The sequence below is a fragment of the Pseudomonas sp. OTU5201 genome (assembly GCF_038440135.1).
Classification (GTDB): Bacteria; Pseudomonadota; Gammaproteobacteria; order Pseudomonadales; family Pseudomonadaceae; genus Metapseudomonas; species Metapseudomonas resinovorans.
Genome location: NZ_JASATC010000011.1, coordinates 1 through 24,556, shown reverse-complemented (window position 1 = coordinate 24,556; position 24,556 = coordinate 1). Strand labels below are relative to the sequence as shown.

Sequence of the window (24,556 nt, the reverse complement as noted above, 5' to 3'; positions counted from 1 at the left end):
ATCTGATCGACAGCGGCGCTCAAGAAGGCCTGCTTTGTGAATAGCTCACCCCCCTTTTTCATGGCTCCCTTTATCTGCTAGACAGATTGAAGGCAAAATGCCACTCGTAAGGTGTATTAATTGGTGTGCGTAGGACTACGCCAGGGAGGAGGCAGGTGACGATTATTCAGGAAATCTACGCGTGGTCTAAGGGGCTTCCTGCCTGGCAGCAAGACGCGGTTGCTCGACTCTACCAAGACCGTAGGCTCAGTGCCGCTGATCTGGACGACCTCTATGCATTGGCCAAAGTTGAGGTGGGGATCTTGGATCCTGATGGCCGGAAGCCGAAGAGGCTTGAGGATGCGCAGATTGCTCCGCCCGCCGATCCAGCCCGGATTGTTCAGTTAGCTGCGATCAAGGAACTTGCGAATGTCAATGCCTTGGCGAACGGTGGAAGCGTCCCGATCGCATTGGCGGGCCTGACCGTCATCTACGGAGAGAACGGGGCTGGGAAGTCGGGTTACTCAAGGGTATTCAAGCATGCGTGCCGCGCGCGAGATCGGCGCGAGCCCATACTTCCCAACGCCAACCTGGATCCCAAGACTGCCGGTGTCGCCCAAGCTGTGTTCGAGGCTGTAATCGACGGCGTGGCTACCGACCTGCCCTGGCAATACGGTGTGGCTGCACCTGAGCCGCTTTCGGACATCTCCATCTTCGATACCCATTGCGCCCGTGCCTACATCGACAACCATGGTGACTTCGCTTACGCCCCATACGGGCTGGATATCTTGGAGGGATTGGCCGGCGCCTGTAACAAGCTCAAGGCGCGTGCCACACAAGAGAAGGCGGCGGATGCTCCGAGTGACGCAGCGTATGCCGCACTTGCGAAAGAGCGAACAGCAGTCGCCACAACACTCCTCGGCATCCCGACCGAGACCAAACCTGAGCACATTGAGGCTTTGGCCACGCTCAGCCAGATCGAGCAGGATCGACTTACCCTGTTGACCAGAACCCTCACCGAAGCTGATCCGAAGCAAAAAGCCCAGGCAATTCGCCAGAAGGCGACGCGCCTATCGGGGTTGAAGGATCGCATTGCGGCGGCGATTGCGCTGATCGACGATGAAAAGGTCAATCAGCTCAAATTGCTCATTGATAAGTCGAAAGCGGCCAAAGCTGCAGCAGAGCTGGCTGCTACCGAGTTCAAACAGACTCCGGGACAACTTACTGGCACCGGAAGTGAAGAATGGAAGGTGCTGTTTGAAGCGGCCCGTGCTTTCGCCCAGGTGAGCCACCCTGACCATGAGTTCCCGAAGCTTCCTGAAGACGCTGCCTGCCCCCTCTGCCAGAACAGACTTGGCGAGGAAGGCGGTGCACGTCTGATTCGGTTTGACACCTTCATCAAGCACGCTGCCGAGAAGGCTGCGAAGGAAGCACGCGAAACTGCAGCCGCGGCCTACAGGACAGTTAAAAAGGCCGCCTTGGATGTAATGTTCCGCGATGGCCTGGTGGAAGAGTTGACGGAGATTGATCCGGTTCTCGCGGCCGAATGTTCGACGATGCAGGAGTGCCTGAACACCCGTCAGACTTCGGTGTTGCAGGCAGCTGCGGCCGAACTCCAGTGGGAGGGACTAGTGGCGTTGCCGGCCGACCCACGGCCGGATTTGGTACGCATCATTGAAGGTCTACAGGTTCAGGCCACGGCGTTGGAGGCAACGGCCGATGAGAAAGTCCGCTCTGAAATGACGGCGGAGAAGCGAGAGCTTGATGCGCGGATACGTCTGGGCGAGGCCAAGGCCGCTGTCTTGGAGGCAATTGCCAAGCATGAGGTCTGTCGCAAGCTTCAGGCATGCATTGATGGTTTGGACACCCGAGCCATTTCCAAAAAATCCACCGAGCTTTCGCGGACGATGGCCAGCCAGGAACTGGCGGACGCTCTCAACGAAGAACTCAAACGCCTCAAGGTGCACCAGCTTCAGGTGGTGATGAAACCAGAGTCTCCAGGGGGCAAGACCCAATTCAAGCTGGTCTTGCAACTGCCTGGTGGCGGAGTACCTGCAGCCATCCTCAGTGAGGGGGAGCAGCGAGCAATCTCCATTGCATCCTTCCTTGCGGAGATCAAGCTTGGCAGGGGGCGTGGCGGGATTGTGTTGGACGACCCAGTTTCATCGCTCGATCACCGGCGCCGTTGGGAAGTGGCCGAGCGTTTGGCTCATGAGTCGCTCACCCGACAGGTGATTGTCTTCACCCACGACATTTACTTCCTTTGCATCCTAGAGCAGAAAGTCGAGGAGTTTGGAGCCACGCTGACCAAGAACTACATCCGCAGAACTGCGCAGGGGTATGGTGTGCACTCGCAGGATCTGCCATTCGACGTTGTGGGCACCAAGGACCGTCTGGCCAGGCTCCGACAAGAACTAGTAGAGGTTCGCAGAGCACAAAAGGACGGGGATGATGACGAGCATCGTCGCCTAACTGCTGCTTGCTACGGTCGGCTACGCCTAGCTTGGGAGCGGTGTGTCGAGGAGGTGCTGTTGAACGGAGCGGTCCAGCGGTTCGGCGAGGGGGTGTCGACACAGCGACTCAAGTCCGTCGTTGTGACCGACGACGACTACCGGGAAGTCGAGACCGGCATGTCCAAGAGTTCCAAGTTCGAGCATGACGCGGCGACGGCCGTTGGAAGGCTCCCCATGCCAGAACCTGACGAACTGGAGCAGGACATCGAGAAACTGTCGGCATGGAGGATTGCTTTGGACAAGCGCTTGAAAGAAACAGCCAAAGCCAGGGGCTGAGTTCCGCACGCAATCGACGCGGCTCGGCCTACAGATCTTCTTCTTCCTGCCACTATTCGTGGGGCGTGCTATAGGGCTTGGTCCAAGTATACAGGTTGCTCGCCGACATGCCCAACCGAGATGCCACCTCGGCAACGGGGAGGCCGCGTTCGGTCACTTGCTTGGCCGGTTCTATCTTAAATTCGTCGGGGTTACGCAGGTTGCTAGTGGTACCTGCTATTGGGCCTCATTATGAGGCTTTGAGGTGTCTACGAAGCCAGAGGCGATTCATTGTATCTCTTCAGGTCTTTTTTTAACCAAGGCATAACAGTGCAAGGCGAATACACGCAGTGACTCCTACAATCGACGGGGCCGCAGCGGCCCCAGAGACCTCTATGGCGACAGCTAGCCACCTGCCATTTTGGACCAGTGGAGATCATGCTTTCAGCACACCTTGATCTCAGCAGTGTCGATCCTCGTCATGCCCCATAGCGACCACGAACGCACGATTAGCTGCTGCTCGAACAGGGCTGGCTACGGCAGCCGTCAGGATGTGGGGGCGATCTGCCCCGAAACTCCCCGCCTGTTCTTGCCTCGGCCACACGCGCACACCGGCGCGATTGACGATAATCGCGCTACACCAGCGGTCTGTCTCAGTCTGATTATCAGGCGCAACCTGGAACGAGAACGCCTTGTTGCGCTTGAACACCGGGCCGCCGTTCAGGCCGACGCAGGGGATGTCCGTTACCCTGAAATTCGATCATCAGTAGATCGACGCACTTGTCGGTGAGGTAGTCGCCGGGGGCGAAATGAACGACCACCCCGCACTTTCCGGGAATGCCTCTGCATTGAAGGGCGCAGACTCCAACGTGGCGTTGTCATACCAGAGGTAGATCGTGTTCTTGCGGGCCTTATTGCGCCTCCACGATCGTGCTGACCTCGGGAGTCTCGCCAGGCATCGGTTGGAGCGGAGGCAGAGTACCGCTTGATGCCGGCGTCCGCCCCAAACCAGTTGGTCGCGAAAAGCAACAACCAATCCAAAGCTGCCTGTCACCACCGCCCGCTTGCGCCGCCACTATCGGTGGGCGGCCCTTGAACCTATCGTTGCGCTAACTCTGCATGGGGCAATCCTGCCACTGGCATCCGAACCGCCCAAGGGAAGCGTTTGGGATCGCTCTGCTCATACTGGCTAACTTCCACACGAGGAAGATTACGCTTGTCGTAGAGCGTACCCAGCCGCATCGTGAGACTCGCGGGTGCCGCCAGAAAGAGGGAGATTTCGGTGACACCTTGTCGAGCCAGGGACATCACAGCATCGAGAAACTGCTGCGCGAGCTGCTGCTGCTTCGTCTCGGACCAGTGCGAACTGGTACTGCGCCCTTCCAGTTCCATTTTGATGATCGGAACACCAGCTTCGACAATGCGTACATCGGCCTCAAGGACATCGTACGAAGCAGACACGCAGAGCGCCACGCGCTTTATATCCGCGTTGACAGCGTCCAACCCTGTAACCATGAAACGCTTGCCGTCATCTTCCTCAGCAAGCTCGCGCCACGCATGCTTCTTCCTTTCCCAGTCCATGATGAGCGTTCGGGACTCATCGTCGACAATCACGCCGAGTAGGAAAAGAAATGGTACCGGAGCGAGCCCGCCGAGCACGAAGGAGATATCCGACCTGTCCAGCCCATCACATCGTCGAGCAATATCGTCGGGCAGGCTAGCAAGGCGGCGTAGTGCCGCATCAGGACTGACGATTTGACCGTCTACGACCCCTTGCCTTAGATCAACGATCACCTGCTCGGGCCGCCCCGGTATTGAGGAAGGAACTGCCGATGCCAATGGCTGCCCCTGCCAATCTCGCAAACCTCTCGCCTCAATGACGATGACTTTCTTGCGACTCTCCTGAAGGATGTCGCGGATGATCATGAATGCCCCCAACAAGACGATGAAACTCGCGATGATGAAGACCGCCCAACTTATCGCGCCGGTACTGCCAGACGAGTCCCAACTGAAAAAATAGGGCCCCTGGGTTGTGGGGATCGTTACACCAACTGTGAGCCCTACGAGAACAACAGCAAGGAGCGGCGCCCCAATTTTTACCAGTGTCACACCCACCGATCGTCGCCTGAAGATCCAGTCGATGAATGACCGCACGAAGTACTTGATCAACGTTCTTTCTCCAAAATATCGACTGACGAAGGCTTAGCGTTTCGGCAAAACAAAGTGCAGGAGCAGGAAATCCTGCGCCACCAGTGCAACCTGACGATCAGCAATACAGCGAACTCGATTCCCCGCTCCCCCTCAACCAAATCGAGCATTGAGGCAACATCCTGAGTGCTCGGCATTACCGAAAACCGAGGATGGGAGTGCCACTCTCCCAAGTAGTTGAATCGGTCATATTGATGACCCGTCTCGCGGAAGAATGCGCCCAGAGCCTCGGAATGGGCCTCTGAACTACGGACAAAATGAGCCCGGCCACCAGTCTGACTATCAATCGACAAATCGACGACCCGAAAATGACCTGGCGTGATCTGCTCACCCATCAGCACCCCACCAATTTCGCGGCTACCAGCGGCTCTGAGCGCCTTCCGAAGCTTGTCCCTGACGTGATCCGCGATCTCAACCTGCATCGCTGACTCCGGGTAACAGGTCGGCTAGCAATTGATTCAAAGCCTCGGGATCACCTACCTGCGCTTCTGTGTCCCACCCATCGCTTGCCCCGAGATCGATTGGTCTCACATCGAAGGGGGCGGTGAATAACCACCTCTCAGCCATTCCAATGAGGTAGGCGGAATAAGGGAAAATCGTCGAGCCGGGGCGGGCAAGAAGGTCAATGGCAATACGAGACAAATGTGCTGAAACAACGGAAACATCTGCGTCATCCGCAATCAAAGGCTCCCCCGAACCGCCAACCTCCGAGTATGGCTGTGAAGCACCGTCTTCAGGCCACGCTACACCCTGCCCCTCATACCAAGCCTCTATCCGCTGCCGTGCTGCGAGAGGAGTCGGATCTATTCCTGGCCGTAGACGAGCGACAATGCCGCCAGCGCCGCCACCGAATACCTGTGCCCAGCACATCGGTTTCTTTGCCCTGCGTGCAATGGACGCACATAAATTGAAAACCGTCGGATCGGCAGTGGCATCTATGATCAAATCACAGTCCGCGATGTACCCCATCGTCGCAGAAGTTGCCCCGCCACTTTCCTGCCCACCCAAGACTGTAGTGCGACTGAGAATTTCGCAATCAGCGCTGACTTCCTGAAGCCGGGACGCCAGGGCTTGCGACTTATGCATTCCAACCGCCCGCCAGTCGAGTTCGTTACGGACCAGGTTGCCAGACGCAAGCACGTCTCCATCTACGAGTACAAACCGCCCGACACCCGACCGAGCCAAGTGCACCGCGACTTTAGAGCCCACTGAACCACAGCCGACCACTGCGACTTTCGCTGCTTTGAGCCGAACGTACTCAGGGTCGAGACGCATGCCATCAAGCTCTGCAAAGACCCTGTCGTAGTTGACCAACTTCCGTGATCCAACTTCACCGAGCACCATCGGAGCCAGGATGCTGGATCCATCAAAGATGATGACTCCTATAGAGTCGCGCGATTGCAATAGCTCGGAGGCCAAAGCGCCGAAGCCATGGTGTTCAAGGAGCGCGACCAAGGTCTCAAGTGTCTGACACGGGACGGACGCACCTTCAGGCAATCGAACTACCTTGCCCGCTAGCGAGCTAGCTCCGTAACCCCGCCTATTGGGCTCGACCCAAATGGGCGCGTCTGCCGGGCCGATGCGGGAAAGTTGCGCTGCATAGACGCCGGCGAAATAGTGCTCTTGAACTTCAGCGTCAACCACATGGCCTTCCTCGACCATCAACAAGCCGGCCCACACATTCCGCGAGTAGAGGAAGCGAAGCACCGAATTTCGCGCACGCTGAGCCGGAAGCGTTCGGTGCTCTGACATGGCAGGTTCACCGGATTCCTGCTCGGATGACAGCAAGCGATAAGCGCTTTCAATCATCAAGGCGCCCATGATTTCTGGCGTCCAGTTATCGGGACGGTACTGCAAACAGAGTTCACCGGCTGCACCGTATTGATGGCCCGACAAACGAACACCATCACGTGGAACCACCGAAGGAGCCACATCCGGAAAAAACTCGGGGTAGGTGAGTGTCAGCGGGATGATCCGCTCGCCGACTTGCAGATCGAAGTCAGCGGTGATTTGTAAGTTGGCCGCAAGTCGCCATGTTACGGCCATAAGCCATGGATTCTGATCTGACAAGTCCGAGACTGCGGAGCGTTCGGACTGGGCACGGCCCGGCTGCTCCGCCCACCAAATCAAGCAAACCCCCTGGGCGAAGTTGGCTCCCGTCGAGTGTTCGGAAATGCTGGAGCACTAGCGGCGGCGGCACCCACTGCGGCCGCGGCCGTGGCGGGCTGTAACATGGTTCCGGGAGGTGGCCCGAGACGTGTGGCAGCTCTGTCCGCCACTGCTCCCATACGGGGCTGGATACTTTCGATCAAGCGGCGCTTTTCGACTTGGCCCGCAAGCGTTTGGAAGTCCTGGCGGGCTTGCCCCAGCCACTCGAAGAACGCAGCTTCCCGTTCGGGGTGCGCCGGCCATTTATCTGCAAAATTTTCGAGCGGGTCGGAAGGGTTACGAATGATGCAATGCTGCCCATCATGCTCGATGAACTGGTCCATTCGCGAAAGGATCGAGTAGAGAGCATCGGCGATAGTTCCTTCGCCGTTGTATGCATGGGCGGCAAGTGTGGTGATGATGATCGAAATGGGGCGCTCGTCAAATCGCCCTTCAAACATACCGTCCCGGTGACGCTTCAAGATCATGATGGCAGCCTGGAGAGGCGTCCGGATTCTGTAGTCCGGAATGTCCTCGACGCTGGCTTTGATAGATTCCGCAAGCACCCGCCGGCGCCGTTCGAACAGTTCGCCCATCCGCAGCCTGAACCACTCGGCATACCCCTTAGGGTTCGAACGCTGCCAATCATCCGAGAGCACCTTATAAACAGGCGACTCAATGTCGGTGATAACCATTGCCGTCTCAGACCATTTCAAGTCCAACCCACGAGCCTCAAGCAGCTGGCGCTGGCGGGCTGCGTTGGGGACAGAGGGAACGACATCCATATGGAACTGAGCCCCATCTGCATAGTCCAGTACCCAGCAGCGACGCCCTTCGCGAACGGGCTTAATCATGCTCTGAGCTTTGCGGTAGGCTTTTATCTCGTTGCCAACCAAAGCTTTCAAGTCGCTCTGCGTAAGATCCTTCGTTCCTAGGCTGCGAAGCAGGCAGACAGAATCGACGTCGTACTCTTCCTCGTCGCTCAAAGGGCGAATCGCCGTACCCAGGCGAAAGGACCCCTGCACGTAAACCTGCGGATCGTACTTGACTACGGTGGACTCTGGACGGTGAAGCCATTCACCAAGTGACGCATAGCTGCGGCTCGCCTGCTCGTATCGTGATTCACTGATTGCAAGCTCGTCCGCTAGCGCGGCGAGAAAATCTTCGGCGGTCTTCGTCGCCATCTTCCTATCCTCCCTGATTCGGTCAGTGCTATACCATTAAAATGCCACCATCGATTAGAAGCGCGATGGCGCATTGTTGTCCAGCCTAACGAAATCCCCGTTTAAGATTGAATGGCCTCAAGAATGCTGAGGCCTCCCCGCAAGCACCCTTGACCTATTCGCGGCAGCGGTTCTCTATCGCGAAGTTTGCCGGAGGCCCTGCAGTGGGCTGCTCTATCCGCCCACCACCGCTCTTACTCGGCCGGGAACTCGGCGCAGAGGGCGCGTACGCCTTCGCGAATGGCATTCATTTCTTCGTTGTTTCGGATGGGAGCTACCGACCAAAAGCACTTGTTCATCAGCGGTAGTCTTTGCCCTATTTTCAGGCCTAGCAGAATCTGTACCCTCACTAGAGGGAAAGGTGCATAGCTCGCAAAAGAGTAGCACTTTGCCATTGAAATCACATTTTCCGACCTTATGTAGAAGGAGGCTCAATTCATAATCGGTCAAGGACAGAGCGAGAAATGCCTCAAACCTCTGATGTGCTTCTGAACGACACCACCTCCCCTGGCAATTTTGACGATCAGAACCTGGCTGAATGGCTGACGGACTGCCTAGCCAAAAGACATCGTGTGGCATATGTCCATGCCGGGTATCTATGCAAGGTGGTTGACCTTGATGACCCAAACCTAATTCTTCACCTCGCTGATCCGGAATCAAAGGCCAAGGCCTGCCTTAAGAAGCTTGTCGGCAAGAAGCTGCTCTCAGGCCTTGAGGTTTCGCTTGAAGCCCTAAATGACGCTCGAAATGCCGACAGCGGGTGGGCTTACTCCCCAGTGGAAAAAAACTCTGTAGTCACCTCGCTTATTGCCGCGCGAGATGGCCTGCTGGGCAAGACCAATGGCAGAGGGCAAGAGATTTCCGAGAAAACAGCCCAGAAGGTGTGGGCTGACGCCGGTGCGCGGTGCATGTTCCATGGTTGCAGTAAGAATCTGTCAGAAATCCCTCTTTGGACAAAAGCGGCCCGGGTTGGGTATCTGGCCCACATAGTGGCATCAGATCCGGCAGGCCCCAGGGGAAACCAGGCGGACTCTCACAGGCTCTCAGACTGCCCTGACAACATCATGCTGATGTGCGATGAGCACCACCGCCTGATCGACTCATTTGCACCTCAGTACTACACCGCCGACGTTCTCAATGAGATGCGCCAGTCCCATAGGGATACGGTTCGATACTATCTAGACTCATTGGCATTTCCCCATACCAAAGCCGTCACCCTGCACGCCAATCTGGCAAACGTTCCAACCTACTTCCACGACTCGGAGCTGATTGAAGCTATCGTCGCGACGAGACGAGCGATGTTACCTAGGGTGATCCATCACATCCGGCGGAAATCTCAGCGCGATGATCGTCATCTTCCGGGATTCTGGCACCAGTATCTAAGAGAGCATGAGAGCCATATCAGGCAACTCATTGCAGGGTTTGACTCTAGCAGCGGTTCGGTTACCGAAAGCTTGGCCGTCTTCCCACTGCACCACGTCCCAACACTTGTTTTGGCTGGGCGTGTGATGGGGGAGGCACAGGCCATACAAGTATTTCAGTACGACAAGGTGCGGAAAACATGGGCCTGGAATTCACAGGTAGACGCCCACCCGCAAGGCACCTTCAGCGTCGAGTCACTCCCGCAGAGTCGTGCTTCAGAGGTTCTTATTACTCTGGAGCTAACAGCTCAAGTTGATGAAGAGGCATTACCCGCCAACCTCAAGGCGGCTTTGCATTCAGGCGATCTTCCATGGATTCGCGTAGAGACCTCCAAGACAGGGTTCGATTGCATCGCACACCCTGCAGATCTTGATCAGTTCGCAGAGGTGGCCCGCAAAGCAATCGTTCATGCTCAGGATGTGATGAGGGTCCAGAAGGTGCACCTCATTGCTTTATGTCCCGCGAGCACATTGTTCCGCTTCGGCCAGATGCTGCAGGCGGGGCACCATCCCGAGTACCTCGTCTACGACCGAGCAGGCCGTGACTACGACTTTTCTCCTGCCATGTCGATTACTGGCCACCACGTTTCGGCCACTGATGGACAGCAAACCTTCACCATTTCCCTCCGATAAGCCGCCTGAACGAGCCTAATACCATGAGCACTACCAAAAGCGCAGACTTGGTGAACTATGCCGAGCTGGCACGCCCAACTCGACTAACGAAGTCTCTCGAATCGTTTACAGCCCTAAGAGAAGGCTTCATAACGAACGATCGCGACAGACGCCTCAAATACAGCCACTGGGCCCAGGCGCTCAATGAGGCGAATTTGCACATCACCGTGCGCGAAGAAGAAATTGGTGCTGCAGCAAATGCGTACCAAGAGGTAGCTGAGCATTTGGCTGCCAACCTTTCGTGGCCACCGGAAGCAGTATCGATCCTGACCCAAGGCTCAGTAAGCACTAAGACCCTGATTCGCTCACCCAATGGCGGCGAAAAATTCGACATTGATGCGGTCTGCCAAGTGGACATTTCTCGCATTGAGGCCACCAACCCAATGGGATTCTTCGAATCTATTGGCCGAGCCTTGGAGGATCTGAAAGCTCAAGCCAAGAGACGCTGCTGGAACATCCCCTTTACCGGGCGGCCGTTTTACCTGGAGTTCACCCCATCGGTACCACTAGATAGCGTACCAACGCAGATCCTGAATTCCATGGCGCCGCGCTATCGTGCATCGCGATACGAAAGAACTGCACTCGCCGTAGTAGATACGCCTACCAGCAGCTGGAAAACCTCTAACCCGGCCGGTATGAGCAAGTGGGTTGATGACACAGCCCAGCGATCCCTCATACTGGTGGCTACTCTGGAGGCATACGCAGCTGATCGGGCAAAAGCCAGCGTTGCGCCGGTACCGGATCAAACCGTTGTAATCACGGACACTCTTAGGGTTGCCATCCGGTTGTTCAAGCGCCATCGAGACATTTGTGTGAGGCGCGGCATCATCGAGGCGGCCAGCAAACCAATCTCCATCATCATTGTGACCTTACTTACCACTTGCTATGAAGGTTTGGCCGATCTAAATCGATCCTTTGAGCATCCAGTAGAGCTTCTGGATGAGCTTGCCGCCCTCATGCCTCACCTCATCCTAAAACTCGATGGTAAGTACCGAGTTGATAACCCAACAGTAGAAGGAGAAAACTTCGCCGAGAAGTGGAACGATGATGATGGTGAGCGTTACCGATCGTTCATGATTTGGTGCGAGACGCTTTCTGCAGATCTTAAAACCATTCTTGCCCTCACTGACCCGCAGGAAATTTCTAAGCGCGTCCGAGAGGTTTTCGGAATTCCTGCCCCATCAGGCGGTGGCAACGGTCTCCCTACTATCCAGCCCCCAGCGCCTAGAGCCACTCCAGCGAGCAGCGGTTTGGCCTGAGTAGCGAGGGACTAATGGAGCTAGATCTAACCTTCTTGCGTGAACGATTCCCAGCCCTGCAGCCCTCAACTGTAAGCCGGGAGGCCGGCGCCACTGCCTACCCGATAGAGTTGCCTCCTCTCCCGCAAGAAAGGGCATTCAACTGGGCGGAACTGCGTTTGCCCAAGGGATTTCCTGAGCATGGAAAAGCCTTCATCCAGCTGTCTCCCGATGCCGTTTTACATGTCCCGCATCTCGATAGCGCTGGAGTACTTTGCATCGAAGGAGATCCAGGCCCTGGCCCTGGCTACTCCGCAGAAGAGCGGATTTTATTCCTCCTGCATGACTATCTGGAGCAGTTCCTAAAACCTTGGCTGAATGGGGATCTAGATGGAGATTTTGAGGCTGAAGCACTCGACTATTGGGCGATAGAGGTGTCTAGGGTACGTTCAGACACGGACCCAGTGAGAGCTGTGTGGATGGTTGACCCACCTCCAGCGAAGGCAAGAATCAGGAACGGACTGCTGTTAATGCCGAACCGGATCGTCATCGCTGCAGATGAACAGCTGCGCATCACCAACCGTGTGGTGCAATCCATGGGGCCATCAGCAACACAGCGTGTTGGAGTGCTGGTGGCGGATATCCCCATCTCACACGCTCTCACTCCCTCAACTTGGCCCCGCTCCATGTCGGACTTGGAGCGCATCCTCAAGGGGCGGCTTACCTCTGCTGACTACTCGAGGCTCCAGCCGTGCCACAGCCGTCGGGGGCGAGGCATGCACCGTGTAGCTCTTTTGAGGAGTGCTGATGTTGCCTTTGCCTATTTGCTTCCAGGTGGTCCGCCAACCGTTCTCAACGTAGACCGGGGAAAGAAAACGTTTCCGCCTCTGCGTAAACCTCTACCGCTCATTACATCGCGCGTAGATCCAGACTGGACGGTAGGGCGAGATCAGCATCCAGAAGTCAGTGGGCGTCAGGCGAAACACGTCCTAATTTTGGGAGCTGGAGCTCTGGGAAGTCCTTCCATTGACCATCTTGCCAAGGCAGGAGTCGGGCGGATATCTGTGGTGGATGCTGACTATATGTCATCTGCAAATATTGGACGGCACCTGCTTGGAGCTGAATCAATCGGCCGAAAGAAAGTGGATGCCATCGCTCAACGGATCAATTCGGGCTACCCAGCAACAGAAGTGATTCCTCATACGATGACCACAGCAGAATGGTTAAAGAAGAACACCCTGGCAGATGTCGACGCCGTGTTAGATCTCACTGGCGAGCCCGATGTACGAGTGCAGGTCGAGCAAGCCCGATTGAACCACCCATGCCCCTTACTGGTTGGCTGGATGGAGCCTTATGTGGCTGCCGCCCATGTCTGCGTATTACCTGCAGCTCAGAGGTGGTTACAGGCAGGACAGGACCCATTGTCCGATCTAGAAGCAGTGGTGTGGCCCAGTGAAGTGATTCGACAGGAGCCTGGGTGTAGTAGCCGCTTCCAAAGCTATACCGCTTCAGCGGCAGCGCACGCGGTGGCATTGGTAGCTGAGTGCGCTCTGGAGATGATTGACAGCACTACAGGCACGCTTCATCCATCGGTGCGGAGTTGGGTGCGTGGGCAACGCTTTTTGGACAAACACTGGCCTGGGCTAACGCTTAAAGAGTGGGCGAAATCTGCCCGCGAGCACGATGGGCTGACATTGATCCGGGATTTCCATGACTAGGATTTTCTTCTACCCGGACAACACCCGTTACGTACTATTTACTGATCAAGCCTTGTCTTACATGTACGCCCATGCTCAAAGGAGGCCATGGCAAAAGGAAGCTGGCGGAGAAATATTCAGTTCAGAGCCGCACTCCAGCGGCCTGGTCATCAATACCGCCACAGGACCAAATCCATCGGACTATCGTCGGAGAGGCGCCTGGAACCCTGATACAAAAGCATCCGATCGGAATAGACAGATCGAATTCACGCACAACCGACATGTGGTTGGTTTGTGGCATACACACCCAGAGCGTTTTCCGTCACCGTCAGGTCGTGACCAGAAGACCACATGGGAATACCTTGACTCATTTCAGGGTGATAGATCTCGCTATCTAATGGTGATCATCGGCAACCAGGGCCGTATCCCAAGCATGGCTGTGTGGGTTGCATCGTATCAACCGAGAGGTGAGTGGGCGCAACTTAGTGAAGCTTCGAGTGCTAAGGCCGGGCGAGTATCTAGCCGGTGAAACCGGCGCGATTACCGGATACCTGCAGCGCGCGGGATAGTGCTCAGCTAGGTTGTTTCGGAGTGATCGCTCTAATCAAGCGAAACAGCTCGGCTTGGTATTGAGCGTCATGCAGTGCCTGATGATCCCCTTTGAGCTTGGGGTGAAGTCGAGCAGCCATTTGGCTAGAGCGTGTGTCTCGCCAGCTTGACCCTGTGGCCCCCATGTAGAGCGCCTTGATGTCCAGCGCACTAAAGCCAAAGGGATTCGACCCAAGGTAGCGGTTGAAATAGTAATTGACGAAGGACCAGTCAAATGGCGCATTGAGCCCTACGAAAACGGGCAGGTTGCCCGTGCCAGTGACCTTCTCGATCCACGCCTGGAACTGCTTCATCGCAACGTCAGGTGGTAACCCTTCAATGGCGAGCCTTTCTAGAGAAAGCCCCGTCACCTTCAGTGCCTCAGGGTCTGCATTAGTAGATATTGGCTTAAGCTCGCACGTGAACACCTGATCAGGCTCGTCGACTCTGCATGCGCCAATCGTAAGCATGCTGTACTCACCGGGAATCGGGCCTGACGTTTCGACATCGACTGATAGATAGACTTCGTTTATCTGCGTCATGGGGTACGTTGACCTTCAATCGCTGAGTTTTATTTAGGCTGATCAAACTAGAGCGCATATTCGCTAGTACTTTTGCCAAAGATCTCCCTCTAGACCTGCAAGGACAGCAAGCTCTTGAAGCTCGCTGATACCATTATCCAGCAAGGTCTCTGTCCGGTCAGGTTGATCCCAGCCTGCGCCACCGCTTTTCCCACCATGGAATACATTGTTCCGTAAAGTCTTAAGCATTCTCACCACTTTGCATAGTTCAGTCCGGCAATTTCCAGTGTCTACCGGGCGCCATGCGAGTTTTTTACCCACGCCGACGATCTGACGCTCAGGAGCCAACTCGAGCAGCTTCTTGCCCGACTCTGTAGGCGTATATTTGGCAGCGTATGCGTGTACGAATTTCTCCCAGCTCGGTTCGGCGACAGCACCTTCAACATCGCTCTTTAGAAAACCGGACTCCTTAAGTGCAGCCTCAAAACGAGAAAACCAGAAGAAAAACTCAAAAGCCTTCTGCGTCAGCGATCCTGAAACGGTCTCGAATTGCATGGTTCCATCCTGATTCCTAACCACTAAGCGTTGCTTTTATCCTCCAGCAGCAAAGCACGAATTCGCTACTGGTTTTGTGATCACTCGACGATCACTTTATCCGGAATCGCCTCGAACACTTAGGCGCCACACCCTTTGACTCCCAACTACAGTGGCCGAAAAACTTGGCGAATGTCTTGGACCGGACTGTCACGACGGAGTGCATCAAAAGCTGCGTCCAACTCACTGGATCTGAGGTGGGGAAAGTCGCCGGCGAAGGAATGCTCAGGTTCACACCATTCAGCCGTAGGCGCTAGCGAATGGAATCGGCGGCAAACAAAGGGGCGAGCGAGGTAGATGCTACAGGCGTTGTTCTTGAGGAAGGGACACGCGTCGCCATGGTAGTCTCGTTTGGGAAGCGCTTGCTTCAACCGCTTGTGCCTTGTGTGGGCCTCAATAAATTGTACCTCGACCTCAGAGACCGTCACCGCATAGTGACAGCACGACGAGCAACCCTTTCTGCAAGGCGATGATGGCGCCACATATGAGCCTAACTCGTCGAGAAGCTCGTAGACCGCTTCGAGCTTCTTCAAGGGAGACAACTTTGCCTGCGCTAGGCGGGATGCAATCAATGACTCTTTCTTTATGAGCTTGGCAGGGAGCCCTTCTACCAAGCGCTCACAGGCGGCGCGGGCGAACTCCTGATCTTCCTTAAGTCCCATGTTGTCCTTCCTGTTGGCAATACTGAGCCAATCTTAGCGACCATCCATTATGGTGTGCACTCGCAGGATCTGCCATTCGACGTCGTGGGCACCAAAGACCATCTGGCCAGGCTCCGACAAGGACTGGTAGAGGTTCGCAGGGCACAAAAGGATGGGGATGATGACGAGCATCGTCGCCTAACTGCTGCTTGCTACGGTCGACTACGCCTAGCCTGGGAGCGGTGTGTCGAGGAGGTACTGTTGAACGGAGCGGCCCAGCGGTTCGGCGAGGGGGTGTCGACACAGCGACTCAAGTCCGTCGTTGTGACCGACGACGACTACCGGGAAGTGGAGACAGGCATGTCCAAGAGTTCCAAGTTCGAGCATGATGCGGCAACCGCCGTTGGAAGGCTCCCCATGCCAGAACCTGACGAACTGGAACAGGACATCGAGAAACTATCGGCATGGAGGATTGCTTTGGACAAGCGCTTAAAAGAAACAGCCAAAACTAGAGGCTGAGCTCCGGACGCAGAGGATACAGTTTGGCCTGCAGATCCTCTTCTTCCTGCCGCGGTTCCTGGAACTTGCTATAGCGCTTCGTCCGGGCTACACGCTTTGCACCGACTTACCATACCGACCCGCCAACTCGGCAACGGGCAGGCCGTGCCCGGTCACTTGCTTGACCGCTTCAGTCTTAAATTCGTCGAGGTAACGCAGGTTGCTGATGGCGCCTGCTATTGAGCCCCATTCTGAGACTTGGAGCTGTCTACGAAACTAGAGGCGATCATTGTATCTCTTCAGGCCTTCTTTTAACTAAGGCCTCTAAATCCAGATTGGGGATTGCATTCGCATTCAAAAGCATTCTCTCAATCATGCGAAGTTGCTCAGCGTTATTCCTTTTTAGCACCGCAACCTCAGCCTTCAAGTGCTCTATCTGCTCAACCAGTTTAACTTCAGATGCAGTTATCTTTGTGTAAAGGAAGGGGGTGGCTCCCCGCAGTTGCGCTTTTTTGTTTTTGTACGATGTGTGAATACCCACATAAGTACAGAGAGTCTGCCTGGTTGTTTTTATGCCTAGTTCAATTTCGACCTTTTTCACCAGAGCCTCCCAAGTTAGCTTACCTATCCACTTGGTTAGCATAATCTCTATCTTGCGTTGCTGCTGTGCAGATATTTTTGGTACTACCACGTCATGCCTCCCCTTCAGATAGGCCGAAAGAAGATAAAAGAGAGCGCAACTGAGGATTGGTGTCCGACGTCGCGTTCGTAGTCTTCGCTTCAATGATACCTTTGAGACGCCCCTCAAAGTCTGGGAGTGCACACGCATTTTTTTTGATCAACATTGTATTTAAATCGGTCAAGCTGAATTCAGCATCAGTGCTCGAGTAGCGAATTATCGTTCCAACGGAACTGCTTTTCATCAAGTCAATCAATAAAGAAAGAATGTGGGTATTTCGAGAATGAATGACATACCACTGCTTCATTGCCTGGGAGGTTGGTAAGCGTAAATCGCACACCACCGACTCAAGTCTCACGGTTTGGAACGATAAATCTTTCTCGAGAAAATCGATGGCCTTCTCATCACCAGCAACGTGACAAGTCTCTGGGCACATAAAGCACTGCGAGACGAAGTCGTTTAAATAATTGCATGGGGTCACATTCAGATTTTGAGTGCAAACGCCCGTTGAGGTGACAGTTGCCGGTAGGTTAGTGGTTTGTGTAAGTTTCTCTTGAGACACGACCCGAATAGCCCGCCTGTCGATATCTGGCGGGTTCATTATCGCACTCACTCGACTCGCCTTCTCATCGTGACTCGTGTGAATATAAGTATGAGTTTGTTCAGAATTCTTTCTGCCCGACCAAGCAGTATTAATTTCTACTGAAATTTTGCTTAGATCAGCAAAGGTGTTCGACAAATGACGAAGACTATGCGGCCGAAGAATTAACTCTGACGAGAATCCGTAACTCTCAAAAATCGATGGCTTGTAGCGACCCTGGCCAGTTAGCCTAGTAATAACTGAGGGACCTAGTGATGTTAATGGCACCACCGCATAATTTGACCTTTGAAATGCTTTCCCCCCACTTCTGACACCGCTATAAAGCCAACTCCCCAAGAAACAGAACATTGCGTCCTTTAGTCTAATACTTGACTCTCCACTTGAAAATGAGAGCGGAAATTCCGGCAGAATGGATTTTTTATAAAAATAAATCCACCACTCCTGTACTTCTCCGACTGAAACAGCAAATTTATCGGTAAATACTTTTGGTATATTGGCGTACCCGAATAAGTAGGGTAATCCCGATAAAGTTGAACTCCCAGTTTGCGATACGGATAACTGATCCTGAGGCCGCAACGAATAAATCGGCTTCTTGTCAAAAAAACGACCTCTTTGACTAAAATAGGCGGAAGACAGATCAGCACCCTCCTTAAGAACAGGAACACAATCATTAACACCATAGAACCCTAATGCATAACCCAATGTGAAGAGGTTAGGCTGCTGGGTTAAATGTAAATGTTTCTTTAGTTCCGGCGCCAACTTGTATCCACCAAGCAACGCTTTTAAGCTCTGGTTCGGGTTCTCGTAAAATCGACATAGAATTCTTGCCGGTTCGCATGCCTCGTAGAAGAAATTCATGGCTTTCTTGAGCGGCTCAGCCAGCACCGCAAGTACATGATTTTTGTTGTTCCCGTATCCTTTGCTTCCAATCCAGTCGAGATAATAAACTGGTTCTCCATTGCTTTCAGAGTAAGAATGTAGTCGTTGCTTAGGAAGAACTGGTATTTCCGCAGAAGTCCGATTAGGCGATGCCAGAGACAGCGTTGCAAAAGTCACAACTAAGGCATCATGGATTATTATCTCTTCACCAGGGCTCAGCGAGCCATGTTCATCCACATACTCAAACACACTAGAGAAGATGTCAGCTATAGCAAGCACTGCTTGGATATCTGGAAGTTTTTCCAGCTTGTTGTCAAACGCAGCATGCCCCGTCCTGTCTCGGTTGTCGTTGCTCTTTAGGTGGACCTTTCGCATCACCCCCTTTTCTACGCAGAACGCGAGAAACGGCCGTAAGCGGTCAGTTGAACTTTCCCCCAAATTAAGGCTGTGGATTGTGGATTCTGATTGGTCATAGAGATCACCATCCATGAGTGACAACAATTTCCTAGCCATCGACGTCCGGGATTGTTTCTCGTTGGCGGAAAATGGTGCGTTTGTTGTTTCTATGATCCACACCTTTATCAGGTAATTATAGGGGTAAGGAAGGGCGTCAATGGGCCGGTTGCCGGCGCTGCCTTTACCCTTACGCCCATGCACACCGCACAGGTATCTAGTTCGGCGCCCAGTATTGGGGTCAATGTGGAACCAAATCAGATCATCAAAATCCGCCTTCTTACCGCCAGGCCCTTCAAACTGTTCTAACTCGGCTTTTCGATATTCGCCGACGAGCAGTTCTAATCGATCCAAGTATTTATTAAGCATCGATAGCGCGCTGCCTAGCGAGTTCTTCATCGCAAACCGCAATAGTCAGCTTCACCCAAGTGATCTGCCTCTCCAATTTTTCAATACTGCGGACGAAAAGAGGATTGATTAAGGAGTTACGGTTTACCGCAAGCTTGTCCTCCGCGCCTGCCAATACCGATCGGTGATCGGCTTCAAGTATCGGACGAAAGTTTGGGCACCCATAGCACCCCAATGGCCTCCCCAACACCGTTGAACAAGTAGCGCAGGTACGCCGGTTGCGTGCCCCCCCAACTGGATTAAACTTATTGTCGACGATGACCTCATCGCTTTCCGGAACGACAGTTAAGGTACTGCTAAAAGCCTTTTTCAGAAACTCATTGCCGATATACTTTGAGTCAATCTGCCGTCGGGATATGTAATCCAAATCTACATAGTGCCTTGCAGCAGGCACAGTAACACCGGTAATTTTGGCCAATTGAACGGCGGGCAGACCATCTTGAGCGCCGCGTGTTAATACGGTATGACGAATCCTATTTGAAGTAGCCATGCAGTCGGCGGTTCGATCAGAAGCGACATGAACCCACCTCATTGCATTTGTAATTGCCCCCTCCGACATATGGAAAGAAGTAGAAGTTGGCGCAAACAGTGCCTTGAACAGATCTAATGAATCAAATCGCGCCTCAAAAAAAGAGACATCTGGAAACATAGGAATATTACGCATCAAGCTCAATAGCTCAACTTCATTAACTTCAATATCAGCCGACTTCATGAGCAGCACGAGCCCTCTAAAGACTAATTTTTTATAGTCAATGAGAACCTTAGAGATATATTCGGAAAGATGTATTGGATAGCGCTCAGGACAGTCTCTTGAGGATTTCACACCCTTTGACTTAGCGATGAACACTCTAAGCTGTAATGTCTGCCCGCCCACTGTCCCAATTTCGTCTGCAGCGCGAATGTTTGCATCGTTAAAACTTGCACCCGACGGGATCAGATCAGACCATTTCAAGGCAGCGACCTGAATGGGCCTCCTCACAATAGATAGCAATAGTTTGTTTGTGACTAAATTTCTTAGACGACTATAGAGCCTGGGTGACTGAAAAAATAGAAGCAGTGGATCTACCATCCAATCAAAATCCTGTATATTGCTATTTATCTGCTTAGCTAATGAATCAAGCTCAATATCGCTCAGCGCCCCGCCAGCTGGATCAAGCGTATTAACTTTCTTCTTATCTAAATGCGAGCTTGTAAATTTATGATACTCATCAAATCGTGTATTCCCTTGCCTGGATAGCGTCCCAAAGAATTGATTGAGGCCTTTCTTGTTATTTGTTTGCAGCCCACTCCACATCGTTTTAAGTGTGACTAACGATGGAATACCACTCATCATAAATGGTTTTACATTGGTGACTATGCCTGATGCCGTGCTTGCTGCCATTGTTCGAACGTAATAAATAATTACGTCAAACATTAATTCTCGATCATCACTTGATATATTCGTGGAACGTACCCAGTCAACGCACAGCCCCCATCCTTTTCCCTTATACGGAAGTATTACCCACAGATCATCTGCGGTATTCACGGTCAAGCCAGACTTAGCTGTAATAAATGATCCTTCTTTTTGTTCAGAGGGGACTACTTTCCGTTTTTTATTTCGGTTCATTTTTGCTGATCCACTCTAAGTTGATGCGCTCTTGATATCTCCCTTGCCTTCAGAGCGAGTCGTTTTTCATTATAAATTTCGTCCATTTTAGAATTATGCGACCAACCCATCGCATATCTTCTAGCATCTTTAAGTAAATCTGGACTGGTGCCACTCAACTCTCCCTTTTCATCAAATATTTCATTCCATTTATGTCGCAGGACATGGGGATGAAGATGAAAGCCCAGCGCTTTGGAAAGCTTTTGAAAAAGGGCATTAATTGCTTTCAAGGAAAGAGGTTGACCCACAGTGCCTTTAGAGTCATTTTCGCTGACAAATACGAAGTCATGAAATTGCGCACGAGGAAAAACAGCACGAATGTGGTCAATATAGAACTTAGCCTTCTCCAATAAATCTGGATTCACCGTGGCCAAGTGTGCTTTTGTCTTTTGATCAGGTTTTTCAGCACGCGGATCTGTTGGATCATTTCCAGACCGATAGATAGCTAACTGATCGTAAGTACCATAGAATAAAAAATCTGAAATCTTCAGCTTTGCTAAAGCGCCTCTTCTGATACCACCTTGAATAAGCAAATTTACGATCAAATAATTTCTTACCCTGGATCTTTTGAAGGGATTATTAGGAGATGACGGCATAACCATCTCCAACAATTTTACGAAAACGTCATCCGGAATCACCGACTTCTCAGGATCGCCGACTTGTTGACTCCCATTCTTGCCAAGGGCATCTTCATCTAACTTAATTTTTGAGATCAGCTTTTTAAATTTTTTACTGGTTTTATTGTCAACATCCTGCTCTTCATGAAACTTGTCGAATAGCCATAAAAGAAACAACCGCAGCCGCCTGATGCGACCTTGCAAGGTTTCGTTAGCTACCTTTGCCATGCCTTTCTGGTTGGCAACAACAATATTTCTGAGGCTTTTGTCAGTTATCGCTATAAACTTAAATTTTAAAGCCTCATCAGTAGAACCCTTACTCAAGCAGCATTTGTCATAGAACTGCATGTACTCCTTCTGCGAGATGAACTGTCCCGCTGCAACCCGGGTGGGCAAGTAAATATTCTTTTCCAAAAAATACTGCAGCACGAACAACAATTCATTTGCGTACCTGAATCTCGTATTGACCGCCTTAGCGGACAAGTGACCATTGAGATAGCAGGAAACATACGGATCGATAGGGCAGTCCATTTCGTCCACGATCGAGACGAAGGACAACGAATTGTATTGGTATCGTTTGACTTTCATGATTGACAAAATAGCTAGTCCAATAACCAATTCAGTTACAAACTAGCCCCCAAACGGGCTTTGTCAAACGAGAGGGAGGTAAGAGTGACGAAAGGCGGGGCTTACAGACAATGCCTACACGTATATAGGCTTTACAAATAATTTGTTGCTTATACCTTGCCGCCGGACAGGCAGACCATGACCTTGTCGCCATCCTCGATCATGTTGAAGTCGGCGATGGCTTCGCCGGCCAGGCGGCGGATGCGTTTCTGCAGTTTGTTCTGGTTGACCGAAAGGGTGCCCATGGTGCTCTGAAATCCGGGGGAGATGCGAAAAGCTGGCTATTTTACGCACAAAGCGCGCGCGGCCCCAGCCCCATTATCAGCCTGTGCTAGGCTCCCGCCGATGAGCCACGACCTCGACCCCAACCAAGACCTGAGCGATCAGCTCCACGAACTATTGCGCGGGGCGCCCGAGGGCCTGAGCGAGTATCAGCTGATCCAGGCACTCAAGGCCCACCACTCCACCCACATTCCCCATCTGGAACTCACCGACAGGCTGGTGCTGTTCCGCACCCACTTCCTGGTCTTCAACGCCCTCTACCGACTGCGCGACCACCTCAACGCTGCAGGCCAGGCGCAGCTTGCCATCAGCCCTTTGTGCGTGCAGTTGCTGCCATATGAGCCCGGCACCGCTTCCGCCCTCAGCGAACTGGACCCGCTGCGCGACTATTACCTGGACCTGAAGAACCTGCGGAGCACGACCGAAGAAGACGTGGAACGCCTGCTGGCCAGTTTCTGGACCCGCATGCAGGGCAGCGAGGAAAAGCTCGCGGCGCTGGAATTGTTCGGCCTGCACAACGGCAGTCAGCCGCTCAGCCTGGCCGTGATCAAGCAGCGCTACCGGCAACTGGTGAGCCAGCACCACCCTGATCGCGGTGGCAGCACGTCGCGCCTGCAATCGATCAACAAGGCCATGGAAATACTTCAACGCTATTACAGTTGAGGCTGAATCTTCGATTCGCTCTAAGGCGACGCCGATCAGCCTGCCTATACTGCGACATAAGGTCGCATAGGTCGGCCGGGCACCGGGTGGCGCTGGCTACGCACCCCCGGCGCTTGTCTGGGGGGCGACCTCATAATAATGAGGAGGTGTTCAGCATGATCCACCACGTTTGGGGGCTCTTCACCCATCCCGATCAAGAGTGGCAAGAGATCCGTGGCGAAGAGGAAAGCGTCAGCCACATGTACCTCACCCACGTCCTGATCCTTGCTGCAATTCCCGTGATTTCTGCCTATATCGGCACCACCCAGGTCGGCTGGGTACTGGGCAAGGGCGATCCCGTGATGCTCACCCAGGCCAGCGCCCTGCAAATGTCCATCATGTCCTACTTGGCGATGCTCGCGGGGGTGGCAGTGATGGGCGGATTCATCCACTGGATGGCGCGCACCTACGACGCCAATCCGAGCGTTACCGAGTGCATCGTGTTTGCCGCTTACTGCGCGACCCCCCTGTTCATCGGCGGTCTCGCGGCGCTCTACCCGCACCTCTGGTTCGGCGCAACGGTAGGCACATTAGCCATCTGCTACACGGTCTACCTGCTTTATGTGGGCATACCGACTTTCATGAACATTCCGAAGGACGAAGGCTTCCTTTTCTCCAGCTCGGTGCTGGCAGTGGGCCTGGTGGTGCTGGTGGCGATGATTGCCTCCGCCGTGATCCTCTGGGGCTTCGGCCTGGGGCCGGTGTATACCAGCTGAAAACTTTCGCTGACCAGAAGGCCGCCTGCGGGCGGCCTTTTCTTTTGGCCGAGAATGACCGCTCGGCGTCACCAGCTTTGGGCAGCAACCGCTTTGCGGCATAATTCCGCGCCAACGGAGTGCCCTATGCCCGAGCAGCTACTTGCCCGCGTCGAGGCCTGCTATCAACAGGCCGAAGCCTTTTTCAAATGCCGGTTCCCCCGCCCCGAAGTGAGTTTCAAGCTACGCGGGCAAAAGGCCGGCGTCGCCCATCTGGACGAGAACAAGCTGCGTTTCAACCCGCAGCTCTACCGCGAAAACCAGGAAGACTTCCTGCGCCAAACGGTGGCGCACGAAGTCGCGCACCTGGTGGCCCACCAGTTGTTCGGCCCACGTATCCAGCCCCATGGCGAGGAGTGGCAGCTGATCATGCGCGGGGTCTACGAACTGCCGCCCAATCGCTGCCACACCTACGAGGTGAAACGGCGGCGGGTGACACGCTACCTCTACCGCTGCGCCTGTCCCGACGGTCACCCCTTCTCGGCTCAGCGCCACGCCCTGGTCGCACGCGGCCGCCGCTACTACTGCCGGCGTTGCCGGGTAACGCTGGTGTTCAGCGGCGAGCAAAGCCAGGTTTGAAGCATAGCGACGTAGGTTGGTGCCGAGCGAAGCGAGGCCCAACAATACGCGGCTTGCACTGGATCGTTGGGCTTCGCAGGCTCAGCACCAACCTACGGGACTGCTGCGCGGTCCTTGGCGAATGAATTGGCTA

At 53.7% G+C, this 24,556-nt stretch carries 21 protein-coding genes and 2 pseudogenes; 9 read left to right on the top strand and 14 right to left on the bottom strand.

Annotated elements, in window-relative coordinates:
* Positions 1–155 precede the first annotated feature (155 nt).
* On the top strand, positions 156–2,768 hold the full coding sequence (locus tag AAHM40_RS09080; protein ID WP_342244345.1) for an AAA family ATPase: 2,613 nt from the start codon (positions 156–158) through the stop codon (positions 2,766–2,768).
* A gap of 61 nt (positions 2,769–2,829) precedes the next feature.
* On the opposite strand, the pseudogene AAHM40_RS09075 reads toward AAHM40_RS09080, so the two are convergent.
* The 6 genes and pseudogenes from AAHM40_RS09075 to AAHM40_RS09050 form a co-directional block, all read right to left on the bottom strand.
* A pseudogene (locus AAHM40_RS09075) lies at positions 2,830–2,988 on the bottom strand (transposase); the annotation flags it as partial.
* Positions 2,989–3,207: 219 nt separating this feature from the next.
* Positions 3,208–3,456, bottom strand: coding sequence for a hypothetical protein (locus tag AAHM40_RS09070; protein ID WP_342244344.1), 249 nt, complete (start codon positions 3,454–3,456; stop codon positions 3,208–3,210).
* A gap of 389 nt (positions 3,457–3,845) precedes the next feature.
* The gene (locus tag AAHM40_RS09065; RefSeq protein WP_342244343.1) at positions 3,846–4,916 is read right to left on the bottom strand and encodes an SAVED domain-containing protein; all 1,071 of its coding nucleotides are present in this window, start codon (positions 4,914–4,916) and stop codon (positions 3,846–3,848) included.
* Complete coding sequence (locus tag AAHM40_RS09060) at positions 4,913–5,377, bottom strand: Mov34/MPN/PAD-1 family protein (protein ID WP_342244342.1); 465 nt, start codon at positions 5,375–5,377, stop codon at positions 4,913–4,915. Before AAHM40_RS09060 ends, AAHM40_RS09065 begins: the two co-directional genes overlap by 4 nt.
* Positions 5,367–7,001 carry a ThiF family adenylyltransferase gene (locus AAHM40_RS09055; RefSeq protein ID WP_342244341.1) on the bottom strand — a complete coding sequence of 545 codons (1,635 nt, stop codon included), beginning with the start codon at positions 6,999–7,001 and terminating at the stop codon, positions 5,367–5,369. Before AAHM40_RS09055 ends, AAHM40_RS09060 begins: the two co-directional genes overlap by 11 nt.
* An 80-nt stretch (positions 7,002–7,081) precedes the next feature.
* Entirely contained in the window at positions 7,082–8,287 is a 1,206-nt protein-coding gene (locus AAHM40_RS09050) for a nucleotidyltransferase domain-containing protein (protein ID WP_342244340.1), read from the bottom strand.
* Between the two features lie 503 nt (positions 8,288–8,790).
* Between AAHM40_RS09050 and AAHM40_RS09045 the strand changes: the two genes are divergently transcribed.
* The 4 genes from AAHM40_RS09045 (at position 8,791) to AAHM40_RS27230 (ending at position 13,883) form a co-directional block, all read left to right on the top strand.
* Complete coding sequence (locus AAHM40_RS09045) at positions 8,791–10,380, top strand: SAVED domain-containing protein (protein ID WP_342244339.1); 1,590 nt, start codon at positions 8,791–8,793, stop codon at positions 10,378–10,380.
* 23 nt (positions 10,381–10,403) lie between these two features.
* A complete protein-coding gene (locus tag AAHM40_RS09040) occupies positions 10,404–11,678 on the top strand; it encodes a nucleotidyltransferase domain-containing protein (protein WP_342244338.1) in 1,275 nt (424 codons plus the stop codon).
* Between the two features lie 158 nt (positions 11,679–11,836).
* The gene (locus AAHM40_RS09035) at positions 11,837–13,375 is read left to right on the top strand and encodes a HesA/MoeB/ThiF family protein (protein ID WP_342244337.1); all 1,539 of its coding nucleotides are present in this window, start codon (positions 11,837–11,839) and stop codon (positions 13,373–13,375) included.
* The gene (locus AAHM40_RS27230) at positions 13,368–13,883 is read left to right on the top strand and encodes a Mov34/MPN/PAD-1 family protein (RefSeq protein ID WP_446731554.1); all 516 of its coding nucleotides are present in this window, start codon (positions 13,368–13,370) and stop codon (positions 13,881–13,883) included. Before AAHM40_RS09035 ends, AAHM40_RS27230 begins: the two co-directional genes overlap by 8 nt.
* 43 nt (positions 13,884–13,926) lie before the next feature.
* Here AAHM40_RS27230 and AAHM40_RS09030 read toward each other — a convergent pair whose 3' ends face one another.
* From AAHM40_RS09030 to AAHM40_RS27225, 3 genes are all read right to left on the bottom strand, one after another.
* Positions 13,927–14,484 carry a 3'-5' exonuclease gene (locus tag AAHM40_RS09030; protein WP_342244336.1) on the bottom strand — a complete coding sequence of 186 codons (558 nt, stop codon included), beginning with the start codon at positions 14,482–14,484 and terminating at the stop codon, positions 13,927–13,929.
* Positions 14,485–14,547: 63 nt separating this feature from the next.
* Positions 14,548–15,018: a hypothetical protein gene (locus AAHM40_RS09025; protein ID WP_342244335.1), complete on the bottom strand. Its 471-nt coding sequence runs from the start codon at positions 15,016–15,018 to the stop codon at positions 14,548–14,550.
* A gap of 146 nt (positions 15,019–15,164) precedes the next feature.
* Entirely contained in the window at positions 15,165–15,719 is a 555-nt protein-coding gene (locus tag AAHM40_RS27225; RefSeq protein WP_446731553.1) for a YkgJ family cysteine cluster protein, read from the bottom strand.
* A 339-nt stretch (positions 15,720–16,058) separates the two neighbouring features.
* Between AAHM40_RS27225 and AAHM40_RS09020 the strand changes: the two genes are divergently transcribed.
* A complete protein-coding gene (locus AAHM40_RS09020) occupies positions 16,059–16,217 on the top strand; it encodes a hypothetical protein (protein WP_342244334.1) in 159 nt (52 codons plus the stop codon).
* Positions 16,218–16,482: 265 nt separating this feature from the next.
* Here AAHM40_RS09020 and AAHM40_RS09010 read toward each other — a convergent pair whose 3' ends face one another.
* The 5 genes and pseudogenes from AAHM40_RS09010 to AAHM40_RS08990 all read right to left on the bottom strand — a co-directional run.
* Positions 16,483–16,887 carry a hypothetical protein gene (locus AAHM40_RS09010; protein ID WP_342244333.1) on the bottom strand — a complete coding sequence of 135 codons (405 nt, stop codon included), beginning with the start codon at positions 16,885–16,887 and terminating at the stop codon, positions 16,483–16,485.
* A 1-nt stretch (position 16,888) separates the two neighbouring features.
* A complete protein-coding gene (locus AAHM40_RS09005) occupies positions 16,889–19,207 on the bottom strand; it encodes a hypothetical protein (protein WP_342244332.1) in 2,319 nt (772 codons plus the stop codon).
* Positions 19,170–20,822, bottom strand: a complete 1,653-nt coding sequence (locus AAHM40_RS09000; protein ID WP_342244331.1) for a hypothetical protein — start codon at positions 20,820–20,822, stop codon at positions 19,170–19,172. Before AAHM40_RS09000 ends, AAHM40_RS09005 begins: the two co-directional genes overlap by 38 nt.
* A complete protein-coding gene (locus AAHM40_RS08995) occupies positions 20,819–21,826 on the bottom strand; it encodes a site-specific integrase (protein WP_342244330.1) in 1,008 nt (335 codons plus the stop codon). The genes AAHM40_RS09000 and AAHM40_RS08995 overlap by 4 nt, the downstream gene beginning before the upstream one ends.
* Positions 21,827–22,221: 395 nt before the next feature.
* A pseudogene (locus AAHM40_RS08990) lies at positions 22,222–22,350 on the bottom strand (tRNA 2-thiocytidine(32) synthetase TtcA); the annotation flags it as partial.
* A gap of 100 nt (positions 22,351–22,450) precedes the next feature.
* On the opposite strand from AAHM40_RS08990, the gene AAHM40_RS08985 reads away from it, so the two are divergent.
* From AAHM40_RS08985 to AAHM40_RS08975, 3 genes are all read left to right on the top strand, one after another.
* Positions 22,451–23,050, top strand: coding sequence for a DNA-J related domain-containing protein (locus AAHM40_RS08985; RefSeq protein WP_342244329.1), 600 nt, complete (start codon positions 22,451–22,453; stop codon positions 23,048–23,050).
* Between the two features lie 155 nt (positions 23,051–23,205).
* Positions 23,206–23,805 (top strand): Yip1 family protein, encoded by a 600-nt coding sequence (locus AAHM40_RS08980; RefSeq protein WP_028628964.1) that lies wholly within the window; start codon positions 23,206–23,208, stop codon positions 23,803–23,805.
* A 126-nt stretch (positions 23,806–23,931) separates the two neighbouring features.
* Positions 23,932–24,423 (top strand): SprT family zinc-dependent metalloprotease, encoded by a 492-nt coding sequence (locus tag AAHM40_RS08975; RefSeq protein WP_342244328.1) that lies wholly within the window; start codon positions 23,932–23,934, stop codon positions 24,421–24,423.
* Positions 24,424–24,556 lie beyond the last annotated feature (133 nt).